Genomic DNA, 25,570 nt, shown 5'->3' with positions numbered 1-25,570 from the left:
CTCACATCTCCGTAAATGAGTATTGGTCAAATTGATCATCGTAATTCAGACGATATCGTTGTGACTTTCCAAATTTCTTACTTTCGAAGATCAATTCATTTTGGTCATTACCTTTACTACTTAATTGATCAATGAATTCAACAAACTTAATAAATTGGAATTTGTCTTTTTTGTTGGGGCGATACCCATTCTTAATCTGAATTAGTAAAGAATATAGTGAAAAATCAATATCTATTTCAACAGGCTCTCCGCCTTTGGGTTTGAAAGCAATCGTTAACATAGGGATAAATTTTGTTAATATGCTTTCTTCTCGCGGTTCAACACGTTCCAGGGCAGGTTCTATATCTAATTTTTGTAGCGCATAATAATGAGTTTGAGGCTGTCCAATCTGAACATAAATAAGTCCACCATGTCCCTCACCATTCCACTTATAAATGGCATCACGAACATCTTCCCTGTAGAGCTTGGATAACTTGCTCCACGCTTTCCTATTCCAATGGTACAGATAATTCATGTATTGGTCGTATACCTGATCTTCAAATGAATTATGGGGTTCTTGAGGAATTAAGTAGTATAAATAAATAAATAATTTTACCATTTCATTTCTAAAGGACATGTCCTTCTTGTCCTCACTCTTCCATGGAGAATGAGAAAGCAGAGATTTCGCAAAATGTGGTATACGATTCACATCAATATATTGACTAAATAGATCTGCGCCATCTTTGCTGGATTTAAAATCTATTAGATGTTGATCCAGTAACTCTGTACGATACTTAGTAGGATTAATTTGATTTATAGCCTGATGAATAGAAGATGCATCTTCACGATTAAATAATTGGAAAGGTAACAGACATGCTATATAGGTTTGAAAACCCTGAATCTGGATTAATTCCATCATCCTTTTATGATCAAGATTATCGAGTGAAGAAGGAACAAGTATATTGTAAACAAAATCCAGTAACGCTCGGGTAGAAATAATCAGTTTTTCTTTGACCATTGCCTGGATTAATAAGTCGATAATTTTTTCTTGAATATCTTCATATTGTAGTAATTCATAATTCTGAATAATCGGATTTTGTAATGCGACGTCAGGATTTTCGTTCTTTTCTCTAAGGTAAGCCTCGTAAAATGGATTTTGTTCCGTTTTCCGAGTGATTTTCTCCAAGATCCCTTTAATGTAGCTTGAACTTGATCCACTCTCCGTCAATTCATACATATGATAATCACTGAAGTTAACATATTTGAAAACATGATCATCTTTGAAAGCCTCTTCTGTGATCACGGATTCCATAATTTTTTTTGCATAAATATATTCCTTAAGTCTAGTGAACTTCTTACCTTCCTCAGCATCAATAAAGTTATTTAAAGCACCAAGGTTGATCGCTAAAATGATACTTTTCTTCTGCTCTCTATCAATCTCTTCATCAGAAAAAGGCTCAAGAACTTTAGCCAAAGTTTCAACAGAAGTTTTTCGTGGAGAAAAACTTTCAGTAGCATCATTATGTAAATAGAAACGGTCAGGATCAGCCAAAAAGTCATATTTGCTTTTTAGATAGGATAAGATATGTGATTTTCCATCACCAACTCCGCCACACACCAAAATCAATTGTGCCCGATTCGATTGATTGGCATCTTTGATATACGTCTCAAGCTCTTCCTCTACTGGCCTCTGAACATGCATATATTTTTTAAATTCACTGAACCCCTCAAGATTTTCAACAGCTTCCTTAGAAGACTGCTTACAGCGCTTAAGAACATCAATGAAATGAGTATTTGTAGACATGCCCCATCCTCCAAAACACATTTTTATAAATCTTCGCAAAAAAAGACATAGTTCTCCTATAGGAACCATGTCTGTCATCATACGCTGTTTACTGTGTAATAGACCATGCTTTGGTCCCGCATACATAAAGTTAAAAAAGAAATAATTAAATACATGCAATAATGCGAAGCACTAATCTACAATAAATGACCTTTTATAGGATAAATATACCACACTTATGGTTCTTAAGGTACAAAATTAAGATTTATAGGTATTATTTCCAAGCGACTTACGCATGTTTTAATATGATTAGAACAAAAAGCCTGCTTAACATATCAGATTTCTTTATAGTGCTCTATCAAACAATACATTTATTCGCCACCGCCACCATCTTCGCAGGCATCTCTTCCCGCAGTCGCCATACAAAGCTCATTGGTTTGTTCCCCTCATGACTCACATAATCGGCTTCACCCAGAAACACAAATGGTGACGTGTAGTTATGCTCCTCCTTATATTCCCGCACGAACAGCACAATCCGGTTGCCCGTCTCCCCGTAATGGATATAGTGCTGTGCAGTAGCCGTATGCTCTGATACCCTGCTCTAAGTATGCCAGTGGAATAGACGCTCGTTGATCGCATAATCCTCATACAGCGTAGATCGTGAGAAATCTTTGTCCGATTTGTTCAGTGTAATGAAGAAAATATCCGTCTGTTCATCTGCAAAATACTTCACGCCTTCGCGGAAGGCGGGTGATTGCTCAGCATTCCAATAACCGAAGGCGGCGAGCACTTGGTCCATGGAGTACATACAGTGGATATCCAGTGGACAAGTGTACGGGAACGAATTACTTTTATCCACAAATCGCAGATGAGCCCGATTATATTGGAAAATATCCACAAGCTCTGCTCGGAATGCTTCACAAGACAACACACGCTGCACACCCTCTTCGATGCTGCTCAACCCTAATCTTTCAGGCGCGGCCCGGTGGAAGGTGTAATAGAACATAATCAACATGCGCTGTTCATCAGCGTTGGTCGGTTCTTTCCCTTTTTCAATAAAGTCGATCAGGAACGTCAGCCAGCTTCGGGAGTTGATCGTCAGCACAGATGGCAGTCTGCGGATGTACTCATCTTGCTCACTCTCGATTGGCTCTGTCAGTCCTGCTTCGGCCAACATGCCCCGGAAATACCTTTTCCCCGTACGTCCACCATACAATTCATACAATGTCATCCCGTGATGCTCTACAAAATGAGCCAAAGTTAGCGGCAGTCCGGTGTCTTGCTGGAACGTTTGCAGCTTCTGGATCAGCGCTCTACGATTACGACTCATCTGCTTGAGGTTGCGCATAATGTATTCCTTCGCTTGCTTTTCCAATTGAATGAACGTGCCGCGTGGTAAGTTCGAGAAGCCGTTCTCGACGTAGTACGAGATGGAATGTTTGGTAGCGCCGATCAGGGCGCGGAATTTATCCTGGAACCTGTATTCCTGATGCGCTTGTCCGATGAAGTCGAGCACGGTCAGGCACTCTTTGCCCTCCGCCATCCGTAGTCCACGTCCCAACTGTTGCAGGAATACGGTCAGACTTTCGGTAGGACGCAGGAATAGAATGGTGTTCACCTCAGGGATATCCACGCCCTCATTGTACAGATCCACGACAAAGATCATGCGCAGTTCCCCGTTCACCAGTTGTCCTTTCGTAGAATGACGTTCCTGTTCGCTCGACCCGCCATGCAGGGCTATGGATGGAATGCCGATTTCGTTAAATATTTTGGCCATATACATCGCATGATCCACCCCTACGCAGAACCCAAGCCCCTTCACATCGTCCAGATCGGTTACGTATTTGTTCAGACTTTGGATGATCTGGTTGGCACGGATTTTGTTATGAGTGTAGAGCTTCTCAAGTTCATTCAGATCGTAGCCTTTGCGCGACCACTTTACCTGGGATAGATCGACAGTATCGGTGACGCCAAAATATTGAAAAGGACTCAGCAGCTTCCGGTCAATGGCATCGGTTAGACGGATCTCGGCGGCAATCGTATGATCGAAGTAGGCGGTAATGTCTTTGCCATCCATCCGTTCCGGTGTTGCAGTGAGTCCGAGTAGAATCTGCGGTTCGTAATGGGACAACAGCTTCTGGTATGAAGGTGCTGCGGCATGGTGGAATTCATCCACAATGATGTAATTGTAATAGTCTGGGCTGGTGATCTCCGTCAGCTTCATGGAGTTAAGGCTCTGAATACTAACAAACAAGTGGTCCAACGCCTCTGCTCGGTGATTCCCGACATGCAGCTCCCCAAAGTTCATATCCTTCAGGATATACCGGAAAGTATCCCTGCTTTGCTTCAAGATTTCTTCCCGATGGGCGACAAAAAGCAACTTTGCTCCCGCATGGCTTGTCCGGAATCGCTTGTAGTCGAAGGCAGAAATGACTGTTTTGCCAACGCCTGTGGCGGCGACGATCAGATTGCGGGTTCGTCCATACAGCGTACGCTCGGCGTCCAGCTGTTCCAGCACTTCTTTTTGATAATCATAAGGCTGGATGTCGAGGTGAAAGTGGTTAGACTGATCTTTTTTGCGATTCAGAGCCGCCTTCAACTGTGCCTCATGGCCTTCATCCTCAGCCATATACCGGGTAAATTCACGGTCATTCCAGTAACTCTCGAAGGTCGCTTCAATCTTGCGTAGCACGTCGAGTGAATCCTTCTCCGTCACCTTGAGCTTCCACTCCATACCACTGGTCAGCGCCGGGTTGGACAGATTGGAAGAGCCGACATAGGCAGTAGTGAATCCAGTATCACGGTGAAAAATGTACGTTTTGGCGTGCAGTCGGGTCACTTTGGTATCATAGGAAATCTGGATTTCCGTGTTAGGCAGTTTGCTAAGTTCAGTAATGGCCTTGAGGTCGGTTGCTTCCATATAAGTCGTCGTGATGATCCGCAGCTTGCCTCCGCCAGTCGTAAATTGCTGAAGCTGTTCCAGAAGCAGACGAAGTCCGCTGAATTTGATAAATGACACCAGCCAATCGATCCGATCGGCGGTCACGATCTCCTTTTGCAACTCCAATAACATACTCGGCTCGGACTTGGCACCTGTGAACAAAGAGCTTTGGGAGATCGGCGTATCTGGACGAACGATTTTGGTATCCCGGACCGCACGAATGCTGTTCAACTTGGAATACACATGGGTCAACACTTCCCCCTGCTCATCCAGTTGCAATTCGTTGTACTCTTCTTCCCCAAGCGTGCCTTTCAGCGTAGCAATAATCTCATTACACGTTCGGATCTGCGCCAACACTGCTGTCTTATCTTCCGTCTGTTCCCGTACAATCTTGAGCGCTCGCCGGGTCACCGCCGCCAAATACGTGGACAGCAGCTTGCGCGCTTCCTCTGCATCCAACTTCTCGGTCCCAATGTTATACACATCCGGGTCCAGCGCCGAAATCTCCTGTCTGGTGATGGTGTTGATAAGCTGTTCATATATGCCTTGTTTCATGAATGTACCTCGCGAGAGTTAGGATGGTTGTGGATATGTATGTGATATCATTAAATGCTTGGTATTGGTTATATGGTCTCTACTTTATTATCGTCCAGCATGGAAAAAAATTCATTAGTTGTTTGTATATAAAAAAAGAGCACTCTCTATTGCCTATGAACGGCAGGAGTACTCACTTTGGTGCAACGCATATCTAGCATCAATTGACTCTTCTTCATCATTCGTACCTTGGATTCAAAGCCTCTCTCCAAACGTCATCATCAACAAAATTTACATTATTCTCTTGAAAATAATTTCGGGTCTCTTGCTCCAGATCATTCAATATTTGGGGCCATTCCTTTTCGTTTGTTTCCTTGGATTCAAAGTCCCCAACAATGTTCAGCCATCGCTGATTTAACTGCTGATACTCCTCAATTCTAGCCTTAAGTTCAGCTGTTACAGGATAACTGGCTATATCCAGCCTCACGAATGTCATTCCCATACGGTGAAGGGTAAGTGGCATTATGTCGTCTGGACCTAAGCCATCTGTGAATAATGCTGCAGGTTTGACCAACCAATTGGCTTCTTGACTGAAACTTAGATTCATCAAATTATACTTATTGATTATCTGTATCATATCTGTAAAGTTATAATAAAGCTGGCTAGCCTGCTCTCCATCCTCAACCATCTCGTTTGTTATTTTGTCATTCTCCAGTATTCGGTTAAATAAACTATCATTATTGATAATCGCACTCTTCAGATCAACAAGATCTTGGCGGACATTCATCGTTAGATACTGTTCATACATTCTTTTCTCTTTATAAAAGCTATAGGTTAGAATAAGTAAGATCACAAAGGCAATACAACATCCGATCATTAAAAGTCGTTTCTTTAGTATCATGGCAAGCTGTTCTCCTAATTTTTTTTATAGTAAGAAGCACCTCTACGCTTGTGTGTAGAAGTGCATTTAAGTAGTATCCTTTTTAAATTTTAATGCACTAGAGTAATCCTCCACCCTCGTATTTACACAACCTTTTCGCTACACCACTTTGGGTTATACGGCCTTTGACTTAATTTCAAGATATCGTCAGCTGTGTAATACCACTCAGCATCATCAAACCATAAGTAATCTTCCATGTTATGTTGAAAATACTCTACTACAAACCTATAAATAAATTCATATTCATGATTAATATTTACAATATCCACTGCCCAAAAGTAATCTGTTGAATGGGTGAGCCACGTAAAACTATCATATGAATCTTCGACAACTTTATTCACGTTAAAAGTGAAGTATTTAATCGTTTCTTCATCATCAGTATTTGAAAGGGTCTCCTCATTTACTTCAGATAGTGTGCCTTCTGCAGATTGAAAGTTGTTATCTGGATCAAGATCAACTGTTAAATGAAAACAATACATATTCGCTCTCTGTGCTGCATGCTTAAAGTTCTCAAGAGTCTGCTCCGGAGAATAATTTGTGATTTTTTTTAGAATGATTACTGAACTCATTTACTGACAACCTCCTTCAATTCCTCTAATGAGCTAATTAATTTTATATTCTGATCTTTTAATTTTTCAACTAAATCAGACTGAGTTTTATTTTTCACAGTTACATCTTCAATGTAATAAATAACTTCTCGATTGTCATAGTTAAAATAATTTTTATTTGATGGATTGATCAACTTATCCAGTTGCTTTTCATCTAAGGCACTTAAAGACTTCTTGATTTCAATAATATGCGATTCTGTCAGAATATCGATATCGCCTGCTTTTAATTTATTTTGCAATTTCAACTCTATACCTGTACCTTCTAATCTACCAGTCTCTCTTATTGTCTCTGCCACTCGCCCCTCTAAAATATCACCAGGTTTTGAGCTTCTTAAATTTTTTTCGATAATTGCATCTATATCCTTAGGACCTTGATTAGTCCAAGATATTTCATTCCCGTATAAATTTGTGTATGTGGTTTTAGTGCCTTCCGTTCTTAGTCTTCCATCATGGTTCAGACTATTTCCCTCACTCTTCTCCTTTTTACCTTCCACAACTCCACCCGATTCATGGTGATCCTTCGAGTGCAAGGCTTTGCCAAAGAGAAAATAGGAGAAAGCCTGGCCTAACATGGCACCTTTATAATAACCCGACTTATCCTCATCGAGCTGCTTCTTCTGCTCTTCTACAAATTGCTCTATGTCAGACCTTGCCGTTCCCGTGCCCCAGGCCGCATCCCATGCGAATCCAATGCCACGTCCAACGTCAACTACCTTACCCATAGTCATGGCATAGGCCAGATTGGTTATTGTACTAAACGGATTATAAATGAACGCTTCTGCCATCTCACCAAGTCCTGTAACGGTGTCACCAATTGCTTTATCGACCAGTCCGGTGCCGAAGCTTGGCTTGAGTTCTTCTGGAATGTACAGTGCAACCTCGCCGGAGCCGTCCGTTGTTCTAAAGTTCTTTGCGATAAACGTAAACTCTTTTTGGATTTCGTCCAACAGCCCGAGTGTAGTTGGGAACACTTCTTTCACCTGCATAAAATCCCAGAAGAAACGCTCTCCTGTCACACCCGACCAATCGGATTGCAACATATAGATGGATTTCTCTAGTTCCCAGACCATTCGCTCCAGTTCCTGTTTCTTCTGCTGGACCAATCTAGCTTTCTCGTCTAACACATCGGGATGTACCTGAATACGTTGCATCCTATCTTCACCGCCAACCTGACCATAGTTTATGTACCTAAATTTTAACAAGTGAGAAGGAGGATTGGAATCAAACGGAAGAATCATTTCCTCAGAGGTTATCCGGTAGTTGGGCAACATCCTTGGGTAACCATTTTTGCACATTAATGCATGAATAAATACCGTTATGTCGACGGGAGTCTTGTACAAAAAGAAAGACTTCTATCACAGATAGAAGTCGCACAAGATAACGATACAGTAGGATTAAATCTTCTTTAAGACACTACAAATTGTACAACAATTGGAGTTCCATCATTTAATGCATCTCCACCTGGAATTGTAATTGTAGTCGTCGTAGCCGAGGACGTATCTGCTGTTTGCATAAGGCCATTAATATAAAGATTGTAGTAGTTGTAGGTGCCTGGAAATGCGGTTGCAGCTACACCAGCGTCATTTGTAAAAGCAGTCGCAGCAATGGCAAACGTTGCCCCAGTGCCGGTCCCATCACCAATGGTTGCAACAAATCTTAAACTGTTCTGAAATGGTGTCACAAGTGGCATGTTTCTCACCTCCTACCTAACATAGTATATGTGGTAGGTTTGGGAGTAGTGAAGGCAAAGGAACCAGCAGCTACAACCATTTTTAACCATTTATGATATTGGCTGTTATTATAATTATCTCGATAGTGATAGGTGTCCCTGCAAAGATCACACCGCTTTGTGACGAAAAAAACAACCTCTCCGCACTTACACTGTATGAGTTTCCTGGTTGGACGATCCCGTTTATATAAAGATTGTTGAAACTAGTAAGTCCAACCCCGGCAAATTCGGTTATGCTGCCGCCATCGTCATTTGTGAATTCTGTGGCAGGAATTATAACTGAGGCCGACAAATCCAGATCGGTGTCAGGAAAATAGAAGTAGCGGTTTGCCGTAGGAATGATTTCAATTCCGGGTATGGTGCCCGGCGGGCCTTGCTCACCTGGGGGGCCCGTTGGTCCTTGGACTCCGGGAGTTCCCGGTTGACCCGGCTCACCTTGAGGGCCTGCAGGACCCTGCGCTCCCGGAACTCCCGGTTGACCCGTTTCACCTTGAGGACCAGCCGGGCCTTGCCCTCCCGGAACTCCCGGTTGCCCCGGCTCACCTTGAGGACCTGCGGGACCCTGCGCTCCCGGAACTCCCGATTGACCCGGTTCACCCTGAGGACCTGCGGGGCCTTGTGCTCCGGGAAACCCCACTTGACCCGTCTCACCCTGAGGACCAGCGGGACCCTGCGCTCCGGGAATTCCCGGTTGACCCGGCCCGCCGTGAGGGCCTGCGGGGCCTTGCGCTCCGGGAAGCCCCGGTTGACCCGGCCCGCCGTGAGGGCCTGCGGGGCCTTGCGCTCCGGGAAGCCCCGGTTGACCCGGCCCGCCGTGAGGGCCTGCGGGACCCTGCGCTCCGGGAACCCCTTGTTGACCCGGCCCGCCGTGAGGGCCTGCGGGACCTTGGGCACCTGCCACACCTTGCGTTCCAGGGAGACTCACAGTCTCCAATTCATGTTGTCTCAACGGAGCGAGCAGGGGGCCGGGCTCACAACATACCGGGTTGCTGCCGCCCCCTCTCGGTAATGCAATGACTTTTTTGTCACGGGCCATTTTCTGTGATCTTAATGGACGCTTCAGTGAGCAGCGCTTTCTCCGATAAGATCTACGGATAATATGGCATTTCTTTCGCTTTCCCAAGTGTTTATTTCTGCATTTCGACGTAGAACGACTGGGCCTTAATTTGTTGAGGGTGGCTGTCCTCTTGTTCAAATACTTCAAAATGGTCATCTCCTTAGGCCAAGGCACACAGTATATATGCCCTATACTATGTCCTTAGCACATTCGGAGAGTGTGCGAATAACTATGGGGGAAGCCCAATAAAAAAGACAAGAGTCCTGCTATAGTTGTCCTTTGTCTTGCCAGCACGGCTTCATTGTCTCCCCAGTAGGACCTCACAGATCACATTTTATGTTTTACTCAGCCGATCCATCGGGATCAAACTTCTTTTTAGTAGACTCTTACCTCTTTTTAAAATGTTGAACGATCTCTTCCGGCTCCTGCGTCTCCAATGTGATCTGGCCTTTCTCGAACAGGATCATGTACGGATATGATTTCAGACCGAAAATCTTCTCATAATTAAACTTATTTTCATCACGGACATTATAAAAGGTTACGTTAGTTATTGGGCCTTCTGCCCTCAAATTCTCGTTATTCACTTCATTTAATTGCGTCTGTAAATCAACAATAAATGGTCGCTCCGAAGGTCGGTCGGTGAATACAATGAGTGATGCATCATTTCTTTGATTTTGCGTTAGATGTTCAATGGCTTTCTCTCTATTGTTCTGACCACACCCTGTCACTAAAAGCATCAAAATACATAACACCCAAAGCCTCTTCATTTATATCACCACCCAAAATATGATATAATTGGTTATTAACTATTAATTTCACTTCATTAAAAAATCTATTCGCTGAAAGGAAGATGCACTTTGAACAAAAGGAATATCATCATCGCTATCATTATTGCTCTTATAATATTGATACTTCAACTTGTGCTTTATTTTTCTGTAACTAATAAAGAAGAATCCGCACTTCCCGATTCAAACATCCCATTTCAAACCAAAACAGTAGATGAGCTTACCATCACAATGCATAATGCAACCTATAAAGATCATGAAATGCAGTTGAATTATGAGATTCAGGGCGATGGACAGTCTGAGAATGATTTGACATATGCGTTGTATAATAAAGAGTCCAATGCTTTGTACAGATAAAATCTCGATTTTCACCTTTCAAATAGAAACAAAAACCTGCATAACCAGCCTCTGCTTTTCAGGTTTTTAGGGTTTTGGCATTCATTAAGAATTTGCATGTGGATACATCTCATTTACAACTTAGGCATCCAAAAGGGGTTCTCTTCCTTCTCACACCCGGTTAACACGTAAAAAATATGTCCCTGCTCACTCTTCATTGTCCCGATCCCTTTGCAGGTGTCAGTCTTCATTCCCTGTTTGGAGCCGTAGGCATCCCTTGAGTTATCGTAAGTCGATTGAATAGTTGTACCATCATAGATCAATTCCTGGATAATGGGCCCGCCTTCAATGGTATACATCGTTACACGAACCTGATCCTGATGTTTTTTCTCCACATTCTTCATAAATGTGTTCCACTTAGCTTCGTTCCGTATGCCTCCATGAAGCACAACCACATCCCCGCTTTGCTCCGCTTGCTCTGGATTATGGGGCTCAATAATTTCTGGAGAAGCTTGCGTAATTCCGGTACCATCCGTTGTTGGATCATTTGCCTGACAGGCAGTTAACAACATTAAAGCTAAAGATAGGATAAGCATATTTTTTCTCATTCCATCACCTCATCTATGAAACGGTTCAATACTATCCTTTGTTGCATGATTATGCTTAATTTGTAATTTATCTGTAACTCCCTCGTTGTCCCGAACGTACTCTCACACCTACATACAAGAACAAGAAAAACCCTTCACGCAAGCGATTCAGATTCACGTTCCCATGAACCGATGCCTGCTTGAAGGGGTTTTATATTTTCATCACACTTATTTATCGAATCGGAACCAACCGAAGTCAAACTGACTGCCTGGCAGGAAAATAAAGCTTACTTTCTGCACACCTTTCACCTGTTCAAGCTCAAACACCCGCTCCTCATATCCACTCGACTGTGTGAACTCAACCAGCTGGTTGCTCTGTCCGTCCGCACCTGCGAAGCGAATATGAATCGTATTCTTATCAATCGGTGAATGGCCGTAGATCACGAGCTTCGACGTGCCTTTTGCCGTAAAGTCCATGTTTTCAAACTCCAGCGACACGTTGTTCCCGATGCCTTCAACACGCTCAGCTTCAATTTTAAAAGTATCTCCATAGAGATGATCACAGGATGCAGCCGCATTCTGCTCAAAGGCCCGACTCTGACGTTCGAAGGAGAAACCTTTAATATGAATCTTCTGTTTCAGTACAAAACAGATCGACGTGATCCCGCTAAGGCGTTTGGACAATTGGTATGTCTCTTCCTGGTACACATTCCAAATGGACTCTTTGTCATACACCACATCTGCGATCATCGTACTTCCTTCTTCATCCGGCATACCTTCCCAGATCTGAATGAAGTAGTCCTCAGTGGACAGCGTGAAAATAGGAATCGTTATGGTATCGGAGCCGTACGGTCCGAAGTCAATATTACGGAAGCCTACGTGCGTCTCTCCGTCACGACTTGTCGCTACCCCACGTTCGTTGCCGTTACCAACCTCACCTTTGGTGTAATCGTACAGTCCGCCCGTGATGAAGCCGTATGGATCTTTGTAGGCTGTACCGAGACCGTCCGCCTTAAACTCCAGCTGGGAGATGAGTTTCGTTTTATCCGTACCGTTGGTACTGGTTGCACGAAGTCTGAACTCCCCGTCACCTATAGCCGATACCTTTACCGCATGTTGGTGCTCAACATTATCGCCCGCTTCCGCTTGAACAGCTTCCACTTTGGCAATGTTGGACTCGATCCCCGCATCGTTCACAACGGCCCACTCGATATCACGGTAGGAGGTGTTCTCCGGATACAGCTTGGCGGTTACAACCAGCTCCGGGTTGGACGGATCGAGCAACTGTCCTGCACTACTGATGATCTCAATTTTCCGCAAAGGGATCTCCTGAGCATTCCCCGTCAGCACCGGACGTTCTTCATTGTTCATGAAGACAGGTTGCACTTGCTTTTCACCCTCAAGTTCCCCATCCACACCTAGAGATTCAAATTCAGCCGTAGCTCCATCCAACCCTTCGGAAGAAACTTCAATCCGTACTGTTCCAGATTCATTTGTCGCTCCGATGATCGCCATCAGTTTGCCGCTGAACAGTCTTCTGCTCAATCCTTTGTATGGATCATAGTCCGTGCTATCCCCGTTATCCAGACCCAGCAATCGTCCTGCACCAGTCACTTGAACTTGCACGCGGTTGTTCGCATTGTGCACCGGATTACCCGCTTCATCTTCCACATCAATTTCTACAAAAATGAGGTCTGTACCATTCGCTTGCAGCTGCTCCCGATCCGCTTGCAGACGGATTTTCTTCGCATCCGTATAGGATCTTTGCACGTCAGTTGCAATGATCTGGCCGTTCTCGTCGTAAGCGATCGCTTTTAGCTCGCCCTCTTCATAAGGCACTTTCCACCAGCCAGACAGCTGTGTTCCATTCGCATGATCGATATCGTACGTGCCAACGGTTTTACCGTTGAGTTGCAGCTCAATCTTCGGCGCGTTGCTGCACACGCGTACATCAATAATCTGACCCGGGCTGAAATCCCAATACGGGAACAGGTGAACCATCGGGCTTTTCTTATAATCCGTCCATGCCGCTTGGTAAATATAATAGGAGTCTTTCGGGAACGTTGCTGTATCCAGCTGTCCAAAATACGAATTCTTCGTATGATACGGTGTCGGCTCTCCAATATAATCGAATCCAGTCCACAGGAACTGACCCAGTGAATACGGCGTATCCCGCTCTGCCAAAATGCAGTATTCTGCCGACTTCGCGCCCCAGCTCGTCGTACTGTTACCCAAAGCCGAGCACTGCTCGTCATCATCTGCCAGAATCGGCTGTTCGAACGGGAAGTGATAAATGCCACGACTCTGCACCACGGAAGACGTCTCACTACCATAGATGATCCAGTCCGGATGCTCTTCATGATGTTTGTCGTAATATTTTTCCGCGTAGTTGTAGCCTGCCAGCTTCACGATGTCCGCGCATTTTTGTGCATTTTCCCAAGGCATGTAGTTCGAACCAATTGTCACGCCTGCATTGCCTTTCGGATCAAATTCCAACACATAATCCATCAGCATCCGAGTAACTTCCTGTCCACGCTCATCCGCATGGGTATCGTAAATTTCGTTCCCGATACTCCACATGATCAGGCTGGCATGGTTACGGTCGCGCTTCACCCAACTCTTCACATCCGTATGCACCCACTCTGGGAAAAATCTCGCATAGTCGTATGGCGTTTTGGCACGTTCCCACATATCAAAGGCTTCAGACACAACCAGCATACCCATCTCATCTGCAAGTTCCATGAACTCTTTGGCAGGCATATTATGCGCGGTACGGATGGCGTTAACGCCCATTTCTTTGAGCAAAACGAATCTTCTACGCAATGCCGTCAGGTTAAAAGCAGCTCCCAGTGCCCCGAGATCATGGTGTTCACACACGCCGTTCAGCTTCATCTTGACTCCGTTCAGGTGGAATCCTTCATTGGCATCCAGCTTGATATCCCGGAATCCAATGCGCTGTGATACCGACTCAACTGTCCGATGTTCCTGATCATCCGAGATCAATCGCAGCTCTGTCACCAGTTCATACAGATGCGGTGCATCCGGGCTCCACAAGTTTGGACTCTCCACAATGATCTGTTGGCTATCTGCCGATACCACCACATTCTCACCCACCGAAGCCGTAACATTCGCTTGGCTGGATGCCACCATCTGACCTTCATACAAGATCGTATGCACCAGTTCTGCCTGCTGATTCTGTTCCAGGTTCAGCTCCGTATCCACTTCCACCTGCCAGCCATCCGCCTGCTGCTTGATAGATACATACGTTCCATCCGTAACAATATGGTTGCGGTCTCTCGTCTTCAGCCACACATGGCGATAGATTCCGGCACCGGAATACCATCTGCTGTTCGGGCTCTGATGCACCACTTTGACCACAATCTCATTGTCGCCTTCCACCAGTGCATTCGTGATCTCATGTTCAAAAGCAGAATATCCATACTTCCACTCTCCAACCAGCTGCTCGTTAACATACACAGAAGAGTCCATGTATACGCCATCAAAACAAAGCAAAAGTTGCTGCTCATCCTTCGTGTAATGGAACGTCTTGCGGTACCATCCAATGCTGTCCTCATACAGTTCAAGCGTATTATATATCAGCCAATCATGGGGAAGCTCCACAGGTTCATACACCAGACCCGCAGGTTCCGTAACATCCAGCTTACTTTTCGCAAATTGCCATCCATCATTAAAAAGCCTCTTCTGATTCATGGTAGATTCTCACTTTCTTGAAGTAAATTATGATTGCGGTTACAACAGTATATCTCGCTTTTTCCGAAAACCTTTTCGGTAATACACAAGTATGACTATAACACATAACCCGATTATACCATCAGTCTCTTTTCTATACCTCCATTTCATAAGATTTTTTAGCCATAATGATGAACGTTTTATTCCCTCCAAGCATTGTAACTTTCGATGACAACAAACCAAAAAGGCAACCCATCAACCGGGTCACCTTCTTTGTCCTATAAAGGCCAATATATCTTCTTTAGGGGCATTAATGATTTAGCCTCTGAATCAAATGCATCATAATGCTGATTAATCAGCTCTACCAGAAGATCTGCATCTACCAAAGAAACTGGAATGTTAGAACGTTCTGCTTCATACTTAGCCTCTCTGGTGAATCCCCCAGTTGAAACATAAACCCCTTGATCACCGGGTCTTAACCCTCCGATAAAACTTCGAATTTCATTGGATCCCATCGCGTTTTTCCTATGTTTAACTTCCACCATAATTCTAGGCTGTTGCAGCCCCAAACCATCTGGTGATGCAATAATATCTCTACCGCGATCAGGTCCTTTTACAGATATTCTTGTTTTGTACCCCATGCCTCTTAAGATACCAGCTACGAGACTCTGCATTTCTTCCCAATCTAAATGATTGAATTTGTCCTTTATAAATTCATGTGCTCTCTCAATTACATCTTCCTTGATTGTATCTAGTTCTGCCTGTTCTTTCTCAGTTTCTTCCGGTTGTGATTCAAAAGACTCAGCACTTTTGGATTTCAAAAAATGGATCAGTTCCTTCACTGTTTCATTTTGCAATGCAAAAAGAGTCATTATCGAACCTAGAGAATTACGAGTGTTCGCTGTTAAAACATCCCTATTAACTAGCCCGTTCCACAACACCTTTCTATGGTGATTTTTGTCCGAAATAACCCCTTCACCAAATTCATAGTCTGAAGTAATTTCCCCAATTAGATACTCGCGTGTTTGAGGATTATATGTAACAACCAAATCTCCTACTTTCATTTCATTAGCAAATCTGATTAACTGACCCGCTGTTATATTTACTTTGCCATCCTTATAGTCGGGATACTCGTCACGAAGTCGCTTCTTCACATCATCGATATGTCTCACTTGTGCCAATGAACCTACTTCATTCCAACCAATGGCTATCATCTGTGTTTCTTTGAACTCTTCAAAGAGATATGCATTCTCTCCGGCTCTAATAAACCAATTATTTTTACTCATAAGTTCCTCCATAACTTGCTTATTTCTAACTTAATTAGAAGTTTCGGCATGGAAATGACATTCCCTGCATGAAGACTGTATATAGTTCAGTAATTTATTACACTTCGAACTGCAAGATTATTGTTAAGCAAATCTAAAAGATGACTTGAATTATCTCAAGTCACCTCTTCTTTAAATATGTTTTATGCACCTTTAACCTCTATCCCTTGTAAAAAGGGTTCCACCCTATGCCTTTGCCCGATGGCATCGCGCCAGGCACCCCATCCGCTTCAAGCAGCGGACGGACAACTAACTTCACGGACCACTCCTTGCTCTCGAATATCGCATGAGCGAGCGCGGCCCGGTCGGATTCGGGAAGCTGTACATGTTGCAGCGCTTCCTTCCAAGCCTGCTCCGTGATCTCCCATAACTTCGTTTCGGGAATGTGGTACACTTCGCTCAGTGCCTCCATGATCGCAGCCAGATTCACCTGCGTCCCCAAAGAATGCACATAGAAAATCAACTTCTGGATCGTCTCGTTATACAGGCTGTTCGAGTAGCCTGGACGAATATGATAGGCAGGGTCTGCAATGCCATGTTTGTCCAGATAAGGCTGATGCAAACGCACCGAATCATGATCGCGGAACAAGAGACCTTTTACCTCATTATCCTTCAACACCAGACAGCAGTTCTGACCATGAATCTCAGGTACAACGCCCACCTTGAACAGACGCATCACGATATCATAAAACATCGTAGCTACGTTAGTATAAAAGTTGAGAACATCCGCGCTGCTCAGATCATCACCCAGAATTTCCGTTAATAGATGATGCCCTTCCAGATTCACACCCAGTGCAGCCATTGGAATGACTTTGTAGGCTTCATTAAGCAATTCAGCGGGATACACACGAATCTGTGCAGCCAGATGGCGTGGATGATCATCGAACAGTCCCATGGATTCTGGCATGAAGCCCCACCAGTTCTGCTCTTCGCACATATACACCTTATCCTTCAGCGTCTCGTCACAAGCAACGGCCTGTCTTAACATCCGTTCTCCCGCAAGACCATTCAGCAGTTTGACTACCGGAAGATAACGAGCAGCCCCCAGTGACAACACACTAACCGGTAGCTTGAGCATTAGGGTGGATTCGGTTGACGGAGCCATCGAGCGCAGAGAGGATGTGGCCTGTACGTCGCCCACTTCTATGTCCAATACGACAATGCTACCCGCTTCGATCTCTCCCGTGAAGCGAGGCAGAATCACATGTTCCAATTGCCACGGGTGAACAGGCATTGGCAGATATTCGTAGAGCGTGATCCCTTTTCGGGCAAACTCATCTTCCACCAACCCGCGCTGAACATCGTCTAACACATCCAAAATGGACAGCCCATCTTTACAACCTTGCTGCACGGCATCCAGCCGTATAGCCACCCAGCGCAGCGAAATCCCCTTCCCGAATTCCGCTGCATACCGTGTTACATCTTCTGCGTTGAATCCCACTTTGGCTTTGGACGATGGGTGGAATGGACGATCCCGCAATGCAGCAACACGCTCACCTTTGATAAACCACTCATAAGCAGACACCGGAACGTTGGCGGACAGATACTGGACTTGTTCCCAGCCCAGAGCATACTGCTCGACAGCAATATCCAGACTAGTCAGGAATTCCGCCACTCCGGGCTGCCTATAGTCTTCATCTGACAAAGCCCTCTGTAACACCGCACGTCCAACCTCTGCCTCAGAATCAAGGAGAACCCAGCTTCCATCTGGTTTCTCCTCATAGATTGGTGAACCCTGAACCCATTGAGTCCCCTGTCTTACTCCTATTTCAACCAAACACAGCACACCTTGATTGTGTAATCTATAGCGAGAAGCTACATTATGGTTGTGCTCTTCGCTGTCATATTCCTTATACAATCGACGGAACGGTGCAGGTGCCGTAGCAAAATCAATGAACGGGTGATCCTCCAGTGGGAGTAATTGCTCCGACAAAAATGAATTCATCAGATCCGCCATAATCCGGCGTTCAGCGGCTTGCAGACTGGAACGCTTCATCAGTGTTGACATGATTATTGTCCTCCGTTAGATAATGGAATGCCGGGTGCGGATGCCCCAGAAAATCATGATGCGAGATGGTCCAGCAATAAGCCCCAGACTTTTCAAACAAAACAATATCTCCCACGCGCAGCAGTGCTACCTCCGCATCAGAATGCATGCGATCCTTGGGTGTGCATAGCTCACCTACGATATGGACTCGACGACCTCTTACCTCTGGCCGGGCAAATGAATGCTTCCAACGGTCCGTCTCCATAATTTGAAACGGATGGTTATGCCCCCATGAAGCAGGCAGACGATTGTGGTGCGTACCTCCCCTTAACACGGCAAAATACTGACCATGAGAAGTTTTGATATCCGTAACCTCTGCTGCGTAATATCCGTGGTCTGCCACCAGTAGTCGACCCGATTCAAAATACAGCTGACCTCCACATGAGGCAAGGCGTTGTCTGGCTTCACTTTGCTCCAGCAGGGAAGTGAACAATGGCCAGTCGAATCCGGGGCTGCCGTCGTAAGTCACGCCGAACCCGCCTCCTGCATTCACCACTTCCACAGGAAGATCATACTGCTGCTGCCACTGCTCCACCATTTGCAAATACAGCTCGATCATCTCGGCATGTAGCCTGGCGTCCATATTGTTGGACAAGGAATGAAAATGGAATCCGCTTAACCGAACTACACCCGCGCCTTCCACACGAATAAGTTCAATCGCTTCTTCCACTGCCTCCTCATCGATACCAAAAGGACTCGGCCCGCCGCCCATGACAATCTTCGTCCGGGGTAATGTACTGCTTCGCAGATTGATTCGAAGAAGAATGCGCACTTCCTGCGCTTGCTCCTGTTGTTGTTTGTGTTTCGGCTCATGTCCCGGTTTCTGCTCCCACTCTTGCTTCTGCCTGCTCCCCTGCACGTGCTCCTGACCCTGCTCCTGCTCCATCGCTCTCTCTTTCGCAATCGCAATGATGCGCCGAAGTTCCAACAGACTCTCCACATGGATGTAACTCACGTCATTCTCAATCGCTAGCCTCAGTTCGCTCTCCTTTTTACCCGGACCTCCAAACAGAATCGGAACCTCGCGGCTTACCGCTCTAACCTTTAGTAACTCTCCAATCGAAGCCACCTCAAAACCCTTCACCAATGGAAGCAACGCCTCAATGATTCGCGGATCAGGATTCGCCTTAATGGCGTAGAACAATTGTGTGTTCCCAGGCATGCTGCCCAACATCTGACGTACTTGCTCCTGAATGCCAGCCAGATCGTATACATACGCACATACCGGTTCTTCCATCCCTCGTTGCAGTTCATCTATTGCATGCCATACACTAGATTTCATATCTGCCCACCCGCATTCCTGTAGTCATTCCGTTTTTGAGCATATGCCCGAAAGGCCGTATTTCGATCATCACCCAGCACGTATATATGTACTCCCCGCTCAGCCCAGAGCGACATGTCTTCCACGCCTCTCGTGACCGTAGCATAAGGTACTTCGCACTGCTTCGCGGTAGCATGCAATTCATCCAGTGCACTTCTCACTTCCGGGTGCTCTGTCTGCCATGGTACGCCGAGGGATTGCGACAGATCCGCAGCCCCTTCCAATACAAAGCTCACCTGAGGGTGAGACAGAATATGTGCACTTTGCCGCACGCCCTCCACACTTTCGATCATGGGTACAACCATCACCTGTTCGTTCGCTTCCCCAATGTATCCAGTGAGCGGATATTTCCCGAATACACCGGGACGACCGCTATTCAAGCTACGTGTACCAACCGGATGATAGTAGGCGTGACGAACCGCTTCCTCCACCTGCTCCAGTTGCTCGACATGTGGAATGACGATGCCTTGTGCACCACAGTCCAGCACTTTAAGAATCTCTGCTCGCTCCACCTTCGAGATACGTACCAACGGGGTTAGGCCGACCAGTTCCGCCGCCCTGATCAACTCTTCCACCGATTCCATCGATGTTGCGGCATGTTCCAGATCAATAATGACAAAATCATATTCCGCATGTCCGATTATCTCAATGATGACCGGGTGTGGGATCGATACAAAAAGGCCATAAACCGGCTGTTTACGTGCAATTTTTTCCTTCAGCGTGTTAATCCTCATTCGACGATTCCCTTTAATTCGGGTGTCCTCTGTGATTCAAGTACATCCTTTGATATCTTAAGTGGATTGCTCGCCTTGCGGAAATATAACTCTCCATCCCCATACAGACGGCGCTTTGTCATCTCTTCGATCATTGCATCTTCGGCAAAAAGGTCAAATGCAGCGAATCGATCCGTGTACTCCGGGTGCTCTCGCTGATAATCCACAATTACACCTGCGCACAGCTGCCAGAACGCTTCCTCCGACAGACCAAACTTCTCCAAAGCCAGCGCAATATCCGTCATGCAGATAAAAAAGAACGCATCATACGTATAGTCCCGGACTTCCGACACATCTCCCGCATAGATGAAGGAATACCGATTGAACTTGCGATGAGTTTCCGGCTCGGGATTCAGCTTCGGTGCCCGTTCCGGGTGCAACAGTTGATCTGGTACATAGCGAACGCCATCATGCAGATCCTTGATAATGATTCGTTTCGGCAGATCATCTTCCAGTACCAAAATGATATTCTGAGCATGAGATTCCAGCGCAATCCCGTGTGCATAAAGCAAATGTATAATCGGCAGTGTAACTGTGCGAACAAGGGCCGCGCTCCACTTTTCCACACCATGTCGTTCTACAGCATCCTGGATAAACGGAACACCATCTGGCTGCACCAACATCAACGCATTGAGCGGCCATGCCGTCTCGCCTTCCTTAAGATGAACCGATACATTCTCCCGCCAGATGGCACCGAGTGTACCGTAGGCACGTCCATACTGGGTTGCAGGCAACTGCTCATAACGGAACGACAATCCCATGATTTCTTTTAAAATGCCAAACTGCGCCTGCTGCAACAGCTCATCTTCACGAACAAGTTCATCCAACCAATCGCTGATCAGCGGTGCGTTCTGGGTCGTATGTTGTGCCAGAATACGTGTGCTCGACGTGTTGGTGATGCTGAGGGCCAGCTTGATGTATGGGGCTTCCGGGTTCACCCGGTTTGACAGTGAACGGATCGACTGCTGTGCACGATAGGGCGAAGACGATGGACCGAGATATACGATGTCCCCATCCATCCGTTGACGGGTATATACCGACTCCAACTGATGCTCCCACTGCCACGGATGAACCGGAATGAATACATATCGATCACCAATGTCAGAACCTATTCCTATGCCAACCTTGCCGTCTTCCCTACCCGAGCTACGGACTGTTTCGCCTTTTTCACGAACTCCCCCATGAAGCTTCGCTTGGATTGTCTCTCCAACGCTCTCACCAACCTCGGCACTGCTCCCAAGCTGATCTACACTCGCCACATATGCGTTGACGTTCTCACCCGTGTCCGTAAAACCTTGTTGTTGCAGGATTTGTTGAAATCGCTGTACGTCCTCTACGGTCAGATGTTGTCCCACCAGTTCTTCCGAGCTATAACCCGCGGATACAGCGGTCTGAGCAAATTCTTTTTTCACAGCAACCCAGACTAATGAAACCTTCGAGTTAAATTCAGGGCCATAGGCCAGATTGTCTTTCAAAGAAAATCCCAGCCTCGACTTATAACTCGGATGGTACAGATGACCGTCAGTCATGTGACTTTCGAGCGCATCATAATGCCGATCTTCATTTGGAATGTTCAAGGGCAATATAGCTTGGCACTGGCTGTCCTTTGCCATCGTTTCGAGTAGTTCCTGGATAAAAGCGGTCACATTTGCACCCTTCAACGCGTTCAGCACAATTTCCTCCAAAAACAGATCCAAATCGGTGCAGCGGACGCCTTCCCTTTGAATCGAACCCTTCTTCACCTTGACCCGGCCAAATGAAAACTTTCGCTCCGCTTCACACGTGTACGTCACAGAATCGCCGGAAGATGTAAGTCCCTCGGTTCGCCATTCGCTCCCACTTACATGACTGTCCAGAATGCCTTCGAACCACATTGCCTCCAACGTCTGCCGCATAATCCGTTCCTGTACACCCACGTAGACTGCTTCTGTCCTGCTGCCTGCCTCAGCCCTGTATCCCACGACTCCCACGTACTTCACTCCCTATTCGTTTCATTACATTGCTCACCGGCACGTAGGCCGGGGTCTGGCTGATCCCTCTTAGACAACTCACCAAATTTTGTTTGGCCAAGAATGCATCCGTCGTCAGCAGATGTCGCACATAATCATTGCCCGTTCGTTCCAGCTCCTCCACAAGTACCTCACGTACCTGTTTCCAGAAATGCTCCTCCGGGACGTTCACATCTCGCGCCATCGCATGAATCAGAGACCCCAGATGATTGACGATAAAATAGTACGATGTCCGCGCCCAGGCTTTCTCTCGCGAATAAAATAATAAATCGGACGTAGCACGATCCTGCTCACTTATAAGTTCCTCATCCACACTGACCCCTTCCAGATCGCGGACGATAAAATCTACAGGCAACCCATCCTTTAAGGTCACAAGGGTATTCTGCAAATGGGCTTCAAAATGAATACCTTTCTCTCCCGCAGCCCGTACAATCGGCAGCAGCGAACATTTCAGATAACGATCCAACCAACGCTCGGCAATGTCACGTCCACCACCCAGCATGGTCATCAGTCTCGACCGCATCCCAGGAAGCGGTGCTTCAACCAGACTGGATAAGACATACGTATTCTCAACATCAAACTCAATGGGCCGATAAGCTATCGTAAACAGACTGGTTAACTCTTCATCTTCAAAAGCACAAGTCGCTACGCCTGTCTCATACGCAATATGTGTGTTCGGTTCAGTACCGAAGCAGTCATGCTGCCTGACATACTTGGAGGCATCTAGTGTTCTGCGCATCTGCTCAGCACTGTTGGTGCGAATCATGTTCGTGATCTGCATATTCAGTGACAGCTTGATATTGCAGTTCCATTCGGGAACATAAACCGTACGGACTGAAGAGGTTGGGTAGACGGTTGGCCCCGCACTACCGAGTAGTATTAATTTTTCATCTCGAAAATAGGACTGTACCTCGGACAACCGTGATATGTATGCGTATTGCCATGGATGGACAGGCAGCAGCCCATACATTTCACTCTTTTCTTTTAAAATAGGCTCCACATGGCTCCACAGTAAGTCTTGCAAATCCATTGCCGCCTCGTCATCGACCCATTCCTGCATGTAGACATCCTGCCTCACGGCGATATAACAGAGTTGAAATGATGTCCGTAACTCCGGACTGTAGTTCTGAACATCTTGCTCGCTGAAGCCTTTGGAATTCTTCGGGAAAGGGTGAAACGGATGACCATACAACAAAGACTGTTCCGATGTGCAATAGTCGTGGATGTCGAGACCGGCTGCTTGTTCGATATACAACGTGAGGTTACCGACACTGTTATCTACCTTTTGTGCAAAATCTCTGGCATACGCCAGCTCTACACGATTCATATTCTCACCCCATGGATGTACATTCTCCAGCTCAAGTGAACGCTTCATTTCCATCACACTTTTCATCATTCCATGTTGATCCGAACTCGCTCCCTGTTCCCCATTCCCGCTTAGCTCAGATGTGATCCAGCGAACCAGGTCGCGATAATGAACGGTTTCCCCGCCAGATTCCATGCTGAGGTATTCATGCTCCCCCATGGCAGAGTAATAAGACAAGCGTCCTGTCACCTTCACCCTACTAGCTTGAAAAGTAACAGTGTACGACACCGTGTTCGGATTGATCCGAATATCGCTTTCCTTCTCTAGCGCAAGCTCACGGATGTAACAGTTCAACAGCAGTTTGCACGAATGTTCATGGGCCTGCTGCTCAGCCTCAGACCGGAGCTTGTTTTCCATCTCGAACAATGATGCCAACCTTCTTTCGGGTTATAAGTAAGACCAGGGGAAGTGTAAGCAGTATGGCGCAGCCAAGTCCGATACAGATCTCTTTGAGTGCTCCCCATTTTGCCATCTCCATGGACGTTCCTGCCCCGGCAAGCCATTGCCAACGCATATCGTAATACAGGGTCATACCCATCACCGCAAACGAAGAAGCCAGACGCTCAATCGTGGTTGATAACACCGAGCCTTCGTGCATGTCTTCGTCCGGTAATGCTTGCAGGCCAATCGCAGAGATACTCATGCCTGACAGACCAACGCCAATTCCGCGGCACGCCATGAGAATCCCGATGATCCAGATTGACGCTCCCAGGGGCAGAACTGCAAACGACAAGATCGATATCGAAACCAGCAACGTCCCCCATGCGATAAAATGTATGGACCGACCGCGATCCAGCAAGCTGCCGCCAATCCACATGAACAGACTTGTACAGATCGATAAGGGAATGAACAGTGCACCGGACAGGGCCGGTGACAGGTGGAAGACGTCCTGGAACAATAGTGGCAATGCAAAGATCACGCCAAACATGACACAATCCTGAATGGTCGAGATCAGCACGGTCAGCGGAAAGACGGCATTACGCCGCAGCAACTGGTACCGGATCAGCGGTTCCTTCCGACCGTTCTCGGTCTGGACAAAACGAATGAGCAAAACCACACCGAGCGCAATCAGCATCCACGGTACCCATACTGCCACGACAGGACTTGCGTACAACTGTACCCCCAGACTAAGGGCACCTACCGCGCAGATCAGCAGCATGACACTGGTTGGATGCCATTTTTTCCTACGAGCAGGGATATAGGTCTGAATGACTCGACCGCACCCGATCAACGAGAATATAGCCAGTGGCACGTTAAGCCAGAACAACATTTCAAGCCGTCCATACTGAATGATGAAACCACCCAGCGTTGGACCGGCAGCCGGAGCGAGCATAAGCAGCAAGCCCCACGCTCCGGTAATTCGCCCTCGTACCTCCGGTCCGTATACATCAAACAACAGCACAAGTGATAACGGAATCATCAGCCCCGCGGCAACGCCATGCATGAAACGAACCAGCAAGAGTACTTCAATAGAGTGATAAAACAACGCACCTGCTACCGAGAACAGTCCATAGATACTGATGCCCAGCATATACGTCTGCTTACGCCCCAGTCGGTCCACAATCAGGGAAGCCAGCGGCATCGTTAACGTCATAGCCAGCATGTACAAGGCGATGATCCATCCTCCTGCTGTGGTAGAGATCTGATAAAATTGCACAAAATAAGGCAGCAGCAGGTTAAATGCACTGTTGGTCAGTACCAGCGAAAAGGCACCGATCAGAATCGCGAGTAATACTGCATGCCTTTTCATCAGGGATAGC

The 25,570-nt window shown here is 46.3% G+C and carries 17 protein-coding genes and 1 pseudogene; 1 reads left to right on the top strand and 17 read right to left on the bottom strand.

The features are described from left to right. Position 1: 1 nt before the first annotated feature. From dptF to MHI12_RS04880, 8 genes and pseudogenes are all read right to left on the bottom strand, one after another. The gene (gene dptF, locus MHI12_RS04915) at positions 2 to 1,783 is read right to left on the bottom strand and encodes a DNA phosphorothioation-dependent restriction protein DptF (protein ID WP_405171721.1); all 1,782 of its coding nucleotides are present in this window, start codon (positions 1,781 to 1,783) and stop codon (positions 2 to 4) included. 337 nt (positions 1,784 to 2,120) lie between these two features. Beyond that, positions 2,121 to 5,258: pseudogene (locus MHI12_RS04910) on the bottom strand (DUF3427 domain-containing protein). 217 nt (positions 5,259 to 5,475) lie between these two features. Continuing rightward, positions 5,476 to 6,138, bottom strand: a complete 663-nt coding sequence (locus tag MHI12_RS04905) for a hypothetical protein (RefSeq protein WP_405171720.1) — start codon at positions 6,136 to 6,138, stop codon at positions 5,476 to 5,478. Between the two features lie 122 nt (positions 6,139 to 6,260). Continuing rightward, positions 6,261 to 6,746, bottom strand: a complete 486-nt coding sequence (locus MHI12_RS04900) for a hypothetical protein (protein ID WP_405171719.1) — start codon at positions 6,744 to 6,746, stop codon at positions 6,261 to 6,263. Next, positions 6,743 to 7,936 carry a WXG100 family type VII secretion target gene (locus tag MHI12_RS04895; RefSeq protein WP_405171718.1) on the bottom strand — a complete coding sequence of 398 codons (1,194 nt, stop codon included), beginning with the start codon at positions 7,934 to 7,936 and terminating at the stop codon, positions 6,743 to 6,745. Before MHI12_RS04895 ends, MHI12_RS04900 begins: the two co-directional genes overlap by 4 nt. 254 nt (positions 7,937 to 8,190) lie before the next feature. Beyond that, positions 8,191 to 8,475, bottom strand: coding sequence for a DUF4183 domain-containing protein (locus tag MHI12_RS04890; protein WP_036606220.1), 285 nt, complete (start codon positions 8,473 to 8,475; stop codon positions 8,191 to 8,193). 82 nt (positions 8,476 to 8,557) lie between these two features. After that, positions 8,558 to 9,550 (bottom strand): DUF4183 domain-containing protein, encoded by a 993-nt coding sequence (locus MHI12_RS04885; protein ID WP_405171717.1) that lies wholly within the window; start codon positions 9,548 to 9,550, stop codon positions 8,558 to 8,560. 407 nt (positions 9,551 to 9,957) lie between these two features. Further along, positions 9,958 to 10,338: a hypothetical protein gene (locus MHI12_RS04880; RefSeq protein WP_405171716.1), complete on the bottom strand. Its 381-nt coding sequence runs from the start codon at positions 10,336 to 10,338 to the stop codon at positions 9,958 to 9,960. Between the two features lie 90 nt (positions 10,339 to 10,428). Here MHI12_RS04880 and MHI12_RS04875 point away from each other — a divergent pair, with 90 nt between their 5' ends. Next, a complete protein-coding gene (locus tag MHI12_RS04875; RefSeq protein WP_405171715.1) occupies positions 10,429 to 10,713 on the top strand; it encodes a hypothetical protein in 285 nt (94 codons plus the stop codon). A 113-nt stretch (positions 10,714 to 10,826) separates the two neighbouring features. Here the strand turns inward: MHI12_RS04875 and MHI12_RS04870 are convergent, their stop codons facing one another. The 9 genes from MHI12_RS04870 to MHI12_RS04830 all read right to left on the bottom strand — a co-directional run bounded on the left by MHI12_RS04870 (position 10,827) and on the right by MHI12_RS04830 (position 25,560). Further along, positions 10,827 to 11,300, bottom strand: a complete 474-nt coding sequence (locus MHI12_RS04870; protein WP_405171714.1) for a DUF4362 domain-containing protein — start codon at positions 11,298 to 11,300, stop codon at positions 10,827 to 10,829. A gap of 207 nt (positions 11,301 to 11,507) precedes the next feature. Next, a complete protein-coding gene (locus MHI12_RS04865; protein ID WP_405171713.1) occupies positions 11,508 to 14,990 on the bottom strand; it encodes a glycoside hydrolase family 2 TIM barrel-domain containing protein in 3,483 nt (1,160 codons plus the stop codon). Between the two features lie 257 nt (positions 14,991 to 15,247). Beyond that, positions 15,248 to 16,255: a restriction endonuclease gene (locus MHI12_RS04860; protein ID WP_405171712.1), complete on the bottom strand. Its 1,008-nt coding sequence runs from the start codon at positions 16,253 to 16,255 to the stop codon at positions 15,248 to 15,250. Between the two features lie 199 nt (positions 16,256 to 16,454). Continuing rightward, positions 16,455 to 18,302 (bottom strand): IucA/IucC family protein, encoded by a 1,848-nt coding sequence (locus tag MHI12_RS04855; protein WP_405171711.1) that lies wholly within the window; start codon positions 18,300 to 18,302, stop codon positions 16,455 to 16,457. Then, positions 18,262 to 19,623 (bottom strand): type III PLP-dependent enzyme, encoded by a 1,362-nt coding sequence (locus MHI12_RS04850; RefSeq protein ID WP_405171710.1) that lies wholly within the window; start codon positions 19,621 to 19,623, stop codon positions 18,262 to 18,264. Before MHI12_RS04850 ends, MHI12_RS04855 begins: the two co-directional genes overlap by 41 nt. Further along, the gene (locus MHI12_RS04845; protein WP_405171709.1) at positions 19,620 to 20,396 is read right to left on the bottom strand and encodes an HpcH/HpaI aldolase/citrate lyase family protein; all 777 of its coding nucleotides are present in this window, start codon (positions 20,394 to 20,396) and stop codon (positions 19,620 to 19,622) included. Before MHI12_RS04845 ends, MHI12_RS04850 begins: the two co-directional genes overlap by 4 nt. Next, positions 20,393 to 22,405, bottom strand: coding sequence for an IucA/IucC family protein (locus tag MHI12_RS04840; protein WP_405171708.1), 2,013 nt, complete (start codon positions 22,403 to 22,405; stop codon positions 20,393 to 20,395). The genes MHI12_RS04845 and MHI12_RS04840 overlap by 4 nt, the downstream gene beginning before the upstream one ends. Continuing rightward, positions 22,380 to 24,167, bottom strand: coding sequence for an IucA/IucC family protein (locus MHI12_RS04835; RefSeq protein ID WP_405172931.1), 1,788 nt, complete (start codon positions 24,165 to 24,167; stop codon positions 22,380 to 22,382). The genes MHI12_RS04840 and MHI12_RS04835 overlap by 26 nt, the downstream gene beginning before the upstream one ends. After that, a complete protein-coding gene (locus tag MHI12_RS04830; protein WP_405171707.1) occupies positions 24,145 to 25,560 on the bottom strand; it encodes an MFS transporter in 1,416 nt (471 codons plus the stop codon). The genes MHI12_RS04835 and MHI12_RS04830 overlap by 23 nt, the downstream gene beginning before the upstream one ends. Positions 25,561 to 25,570: the final 10 nt, after the last annotated feature.

The organism is Paenibacillus sp. FSL H8-0280 (genome assembly GCF_045040665.1).
Lineage (GTDB): Bacteria > Bacillota > Bacilli > Paenibacillales > Paenibacillaceae > Paenibacillus > Paenibacillus xylanexedens_A.
This window is presented reverse-complemented; position numbering and strand designations above follow the sequence as displayed.

What these genes read in the sequence shown, in the direction of transcription:
- dptF (WP_405171721.1), bottom strand. Translation starts at nt 1,783, where the DNA reads ATGTCTACAAATACTCATTTCATTGATGTTCTTAAGCGCTGTAAGCAG.
- MHI12_RS04905 (WP_405171720.1), bottom strand. Translation starts at nt 6,138, where the DNA reads ATGATACTAAAGAAACGACTTTTAATGATCGGATGTTGTATTGCCTTT.
- MHI12_RS04900 (WP_405171719.1), bottom strand. Translation starts at nt 6,746, where the DNA reads ATGAGTTCAGTAATCATTCTAAAAAAAATCACAAATTATTCTCCGGAG.
- MHI12_RS04895 (WP_405171718.1), bottom strand. Translation starts at nt 7,936, where the DNA reads ATGCAACGTATTCAGGTACATCCCGATGTGTTAGACGAGAAAGCTAGA.
- MHI12_RS04890 (WP_036606220.1), bottom strand. Translation starts at nt 8,475, where the DNA reads ATGCCACTTGTGACACCATTTCAGAACAGTTTAAGATTTGTTGCAACC.
- MHI12_RS04885 (WP_405171717.1), bottom strand. Translation starts at nt 9,550, where the DNA reads ATGGCCCGTGACAAAAAAGTCATTGCATTACCGAGAGGGGGCGGCAGC.
- MHI12_RS04880 (WP_405171716.1), bottom strand. Translation starts at nt 10,338, where the DNA reads ATGAAGAGGCTTTGGGTGTTATGTATTTTGATGCTTTTAGTGACAGGG.
- MHI12_RS04870 (WP_405171714.1), bottom strand. Translation starts at nt 11,300, where the DNA reads ATGAGAAAAAATATGCTTATCCTATCTTTAGCTTTAATGTTGTTAACT.
- MHI12_RS04865 (WP_405171713.1), bottom strand. Translation starts at nt 14,990, where the DNA reads ATGAATCAGAAGAGGCTTTTTAATGATGGATGGCAATTTGCGAAAAGT.
- MHI12_RS04860 (WP_405171712.1), bottom strand. Translation starts at nt 16,255, where the DNA reads ATGAGTAAAAATAATTGGTTTATTAGAGCCGGAGAGAATGCATATCTC.
- MHI12_RS04855 (WP_405171711.1), bottom strand. Translation starts at nt 18,302, where the DNA reads ATGTCAACACTGATGAAGCGTTCCAGTCTGCAAGCCGCTGAACGCCGG.
- MHI12_RS04850 (WP_405171710.1), bottom strand. Translation starts at nt 19,623, where the DNA reads ATGAAATCTAGTGTATGGCATGCAATAGATGAACTGCAACGAGGGATG.
- MHI12_RS04845 (WP_405171709.1), bottom strand. Translation starts at nt 20,396, where the DNA reads ATGAGGATTAACACGCTGAAGGAAAAAATTGCACGTAAACAGCCGGTT.
- MHI12_RS04835 (WP_405172931.1), bottom strand. Translation starts at nt 24,167, where the DNA reads ATGGAAAACAAGCTCCGGTCTGAGGCTGAGCAGCAGGCCCATGAACAT.
- MHI12_RS04830 (WP_405171707.1), bottom strand. Translation starts at nt 25,560, where the DNA reads ATGAAAAGGCATGCAGTATTACTCGCGATTCTGATCGGTGCCTTTTCG.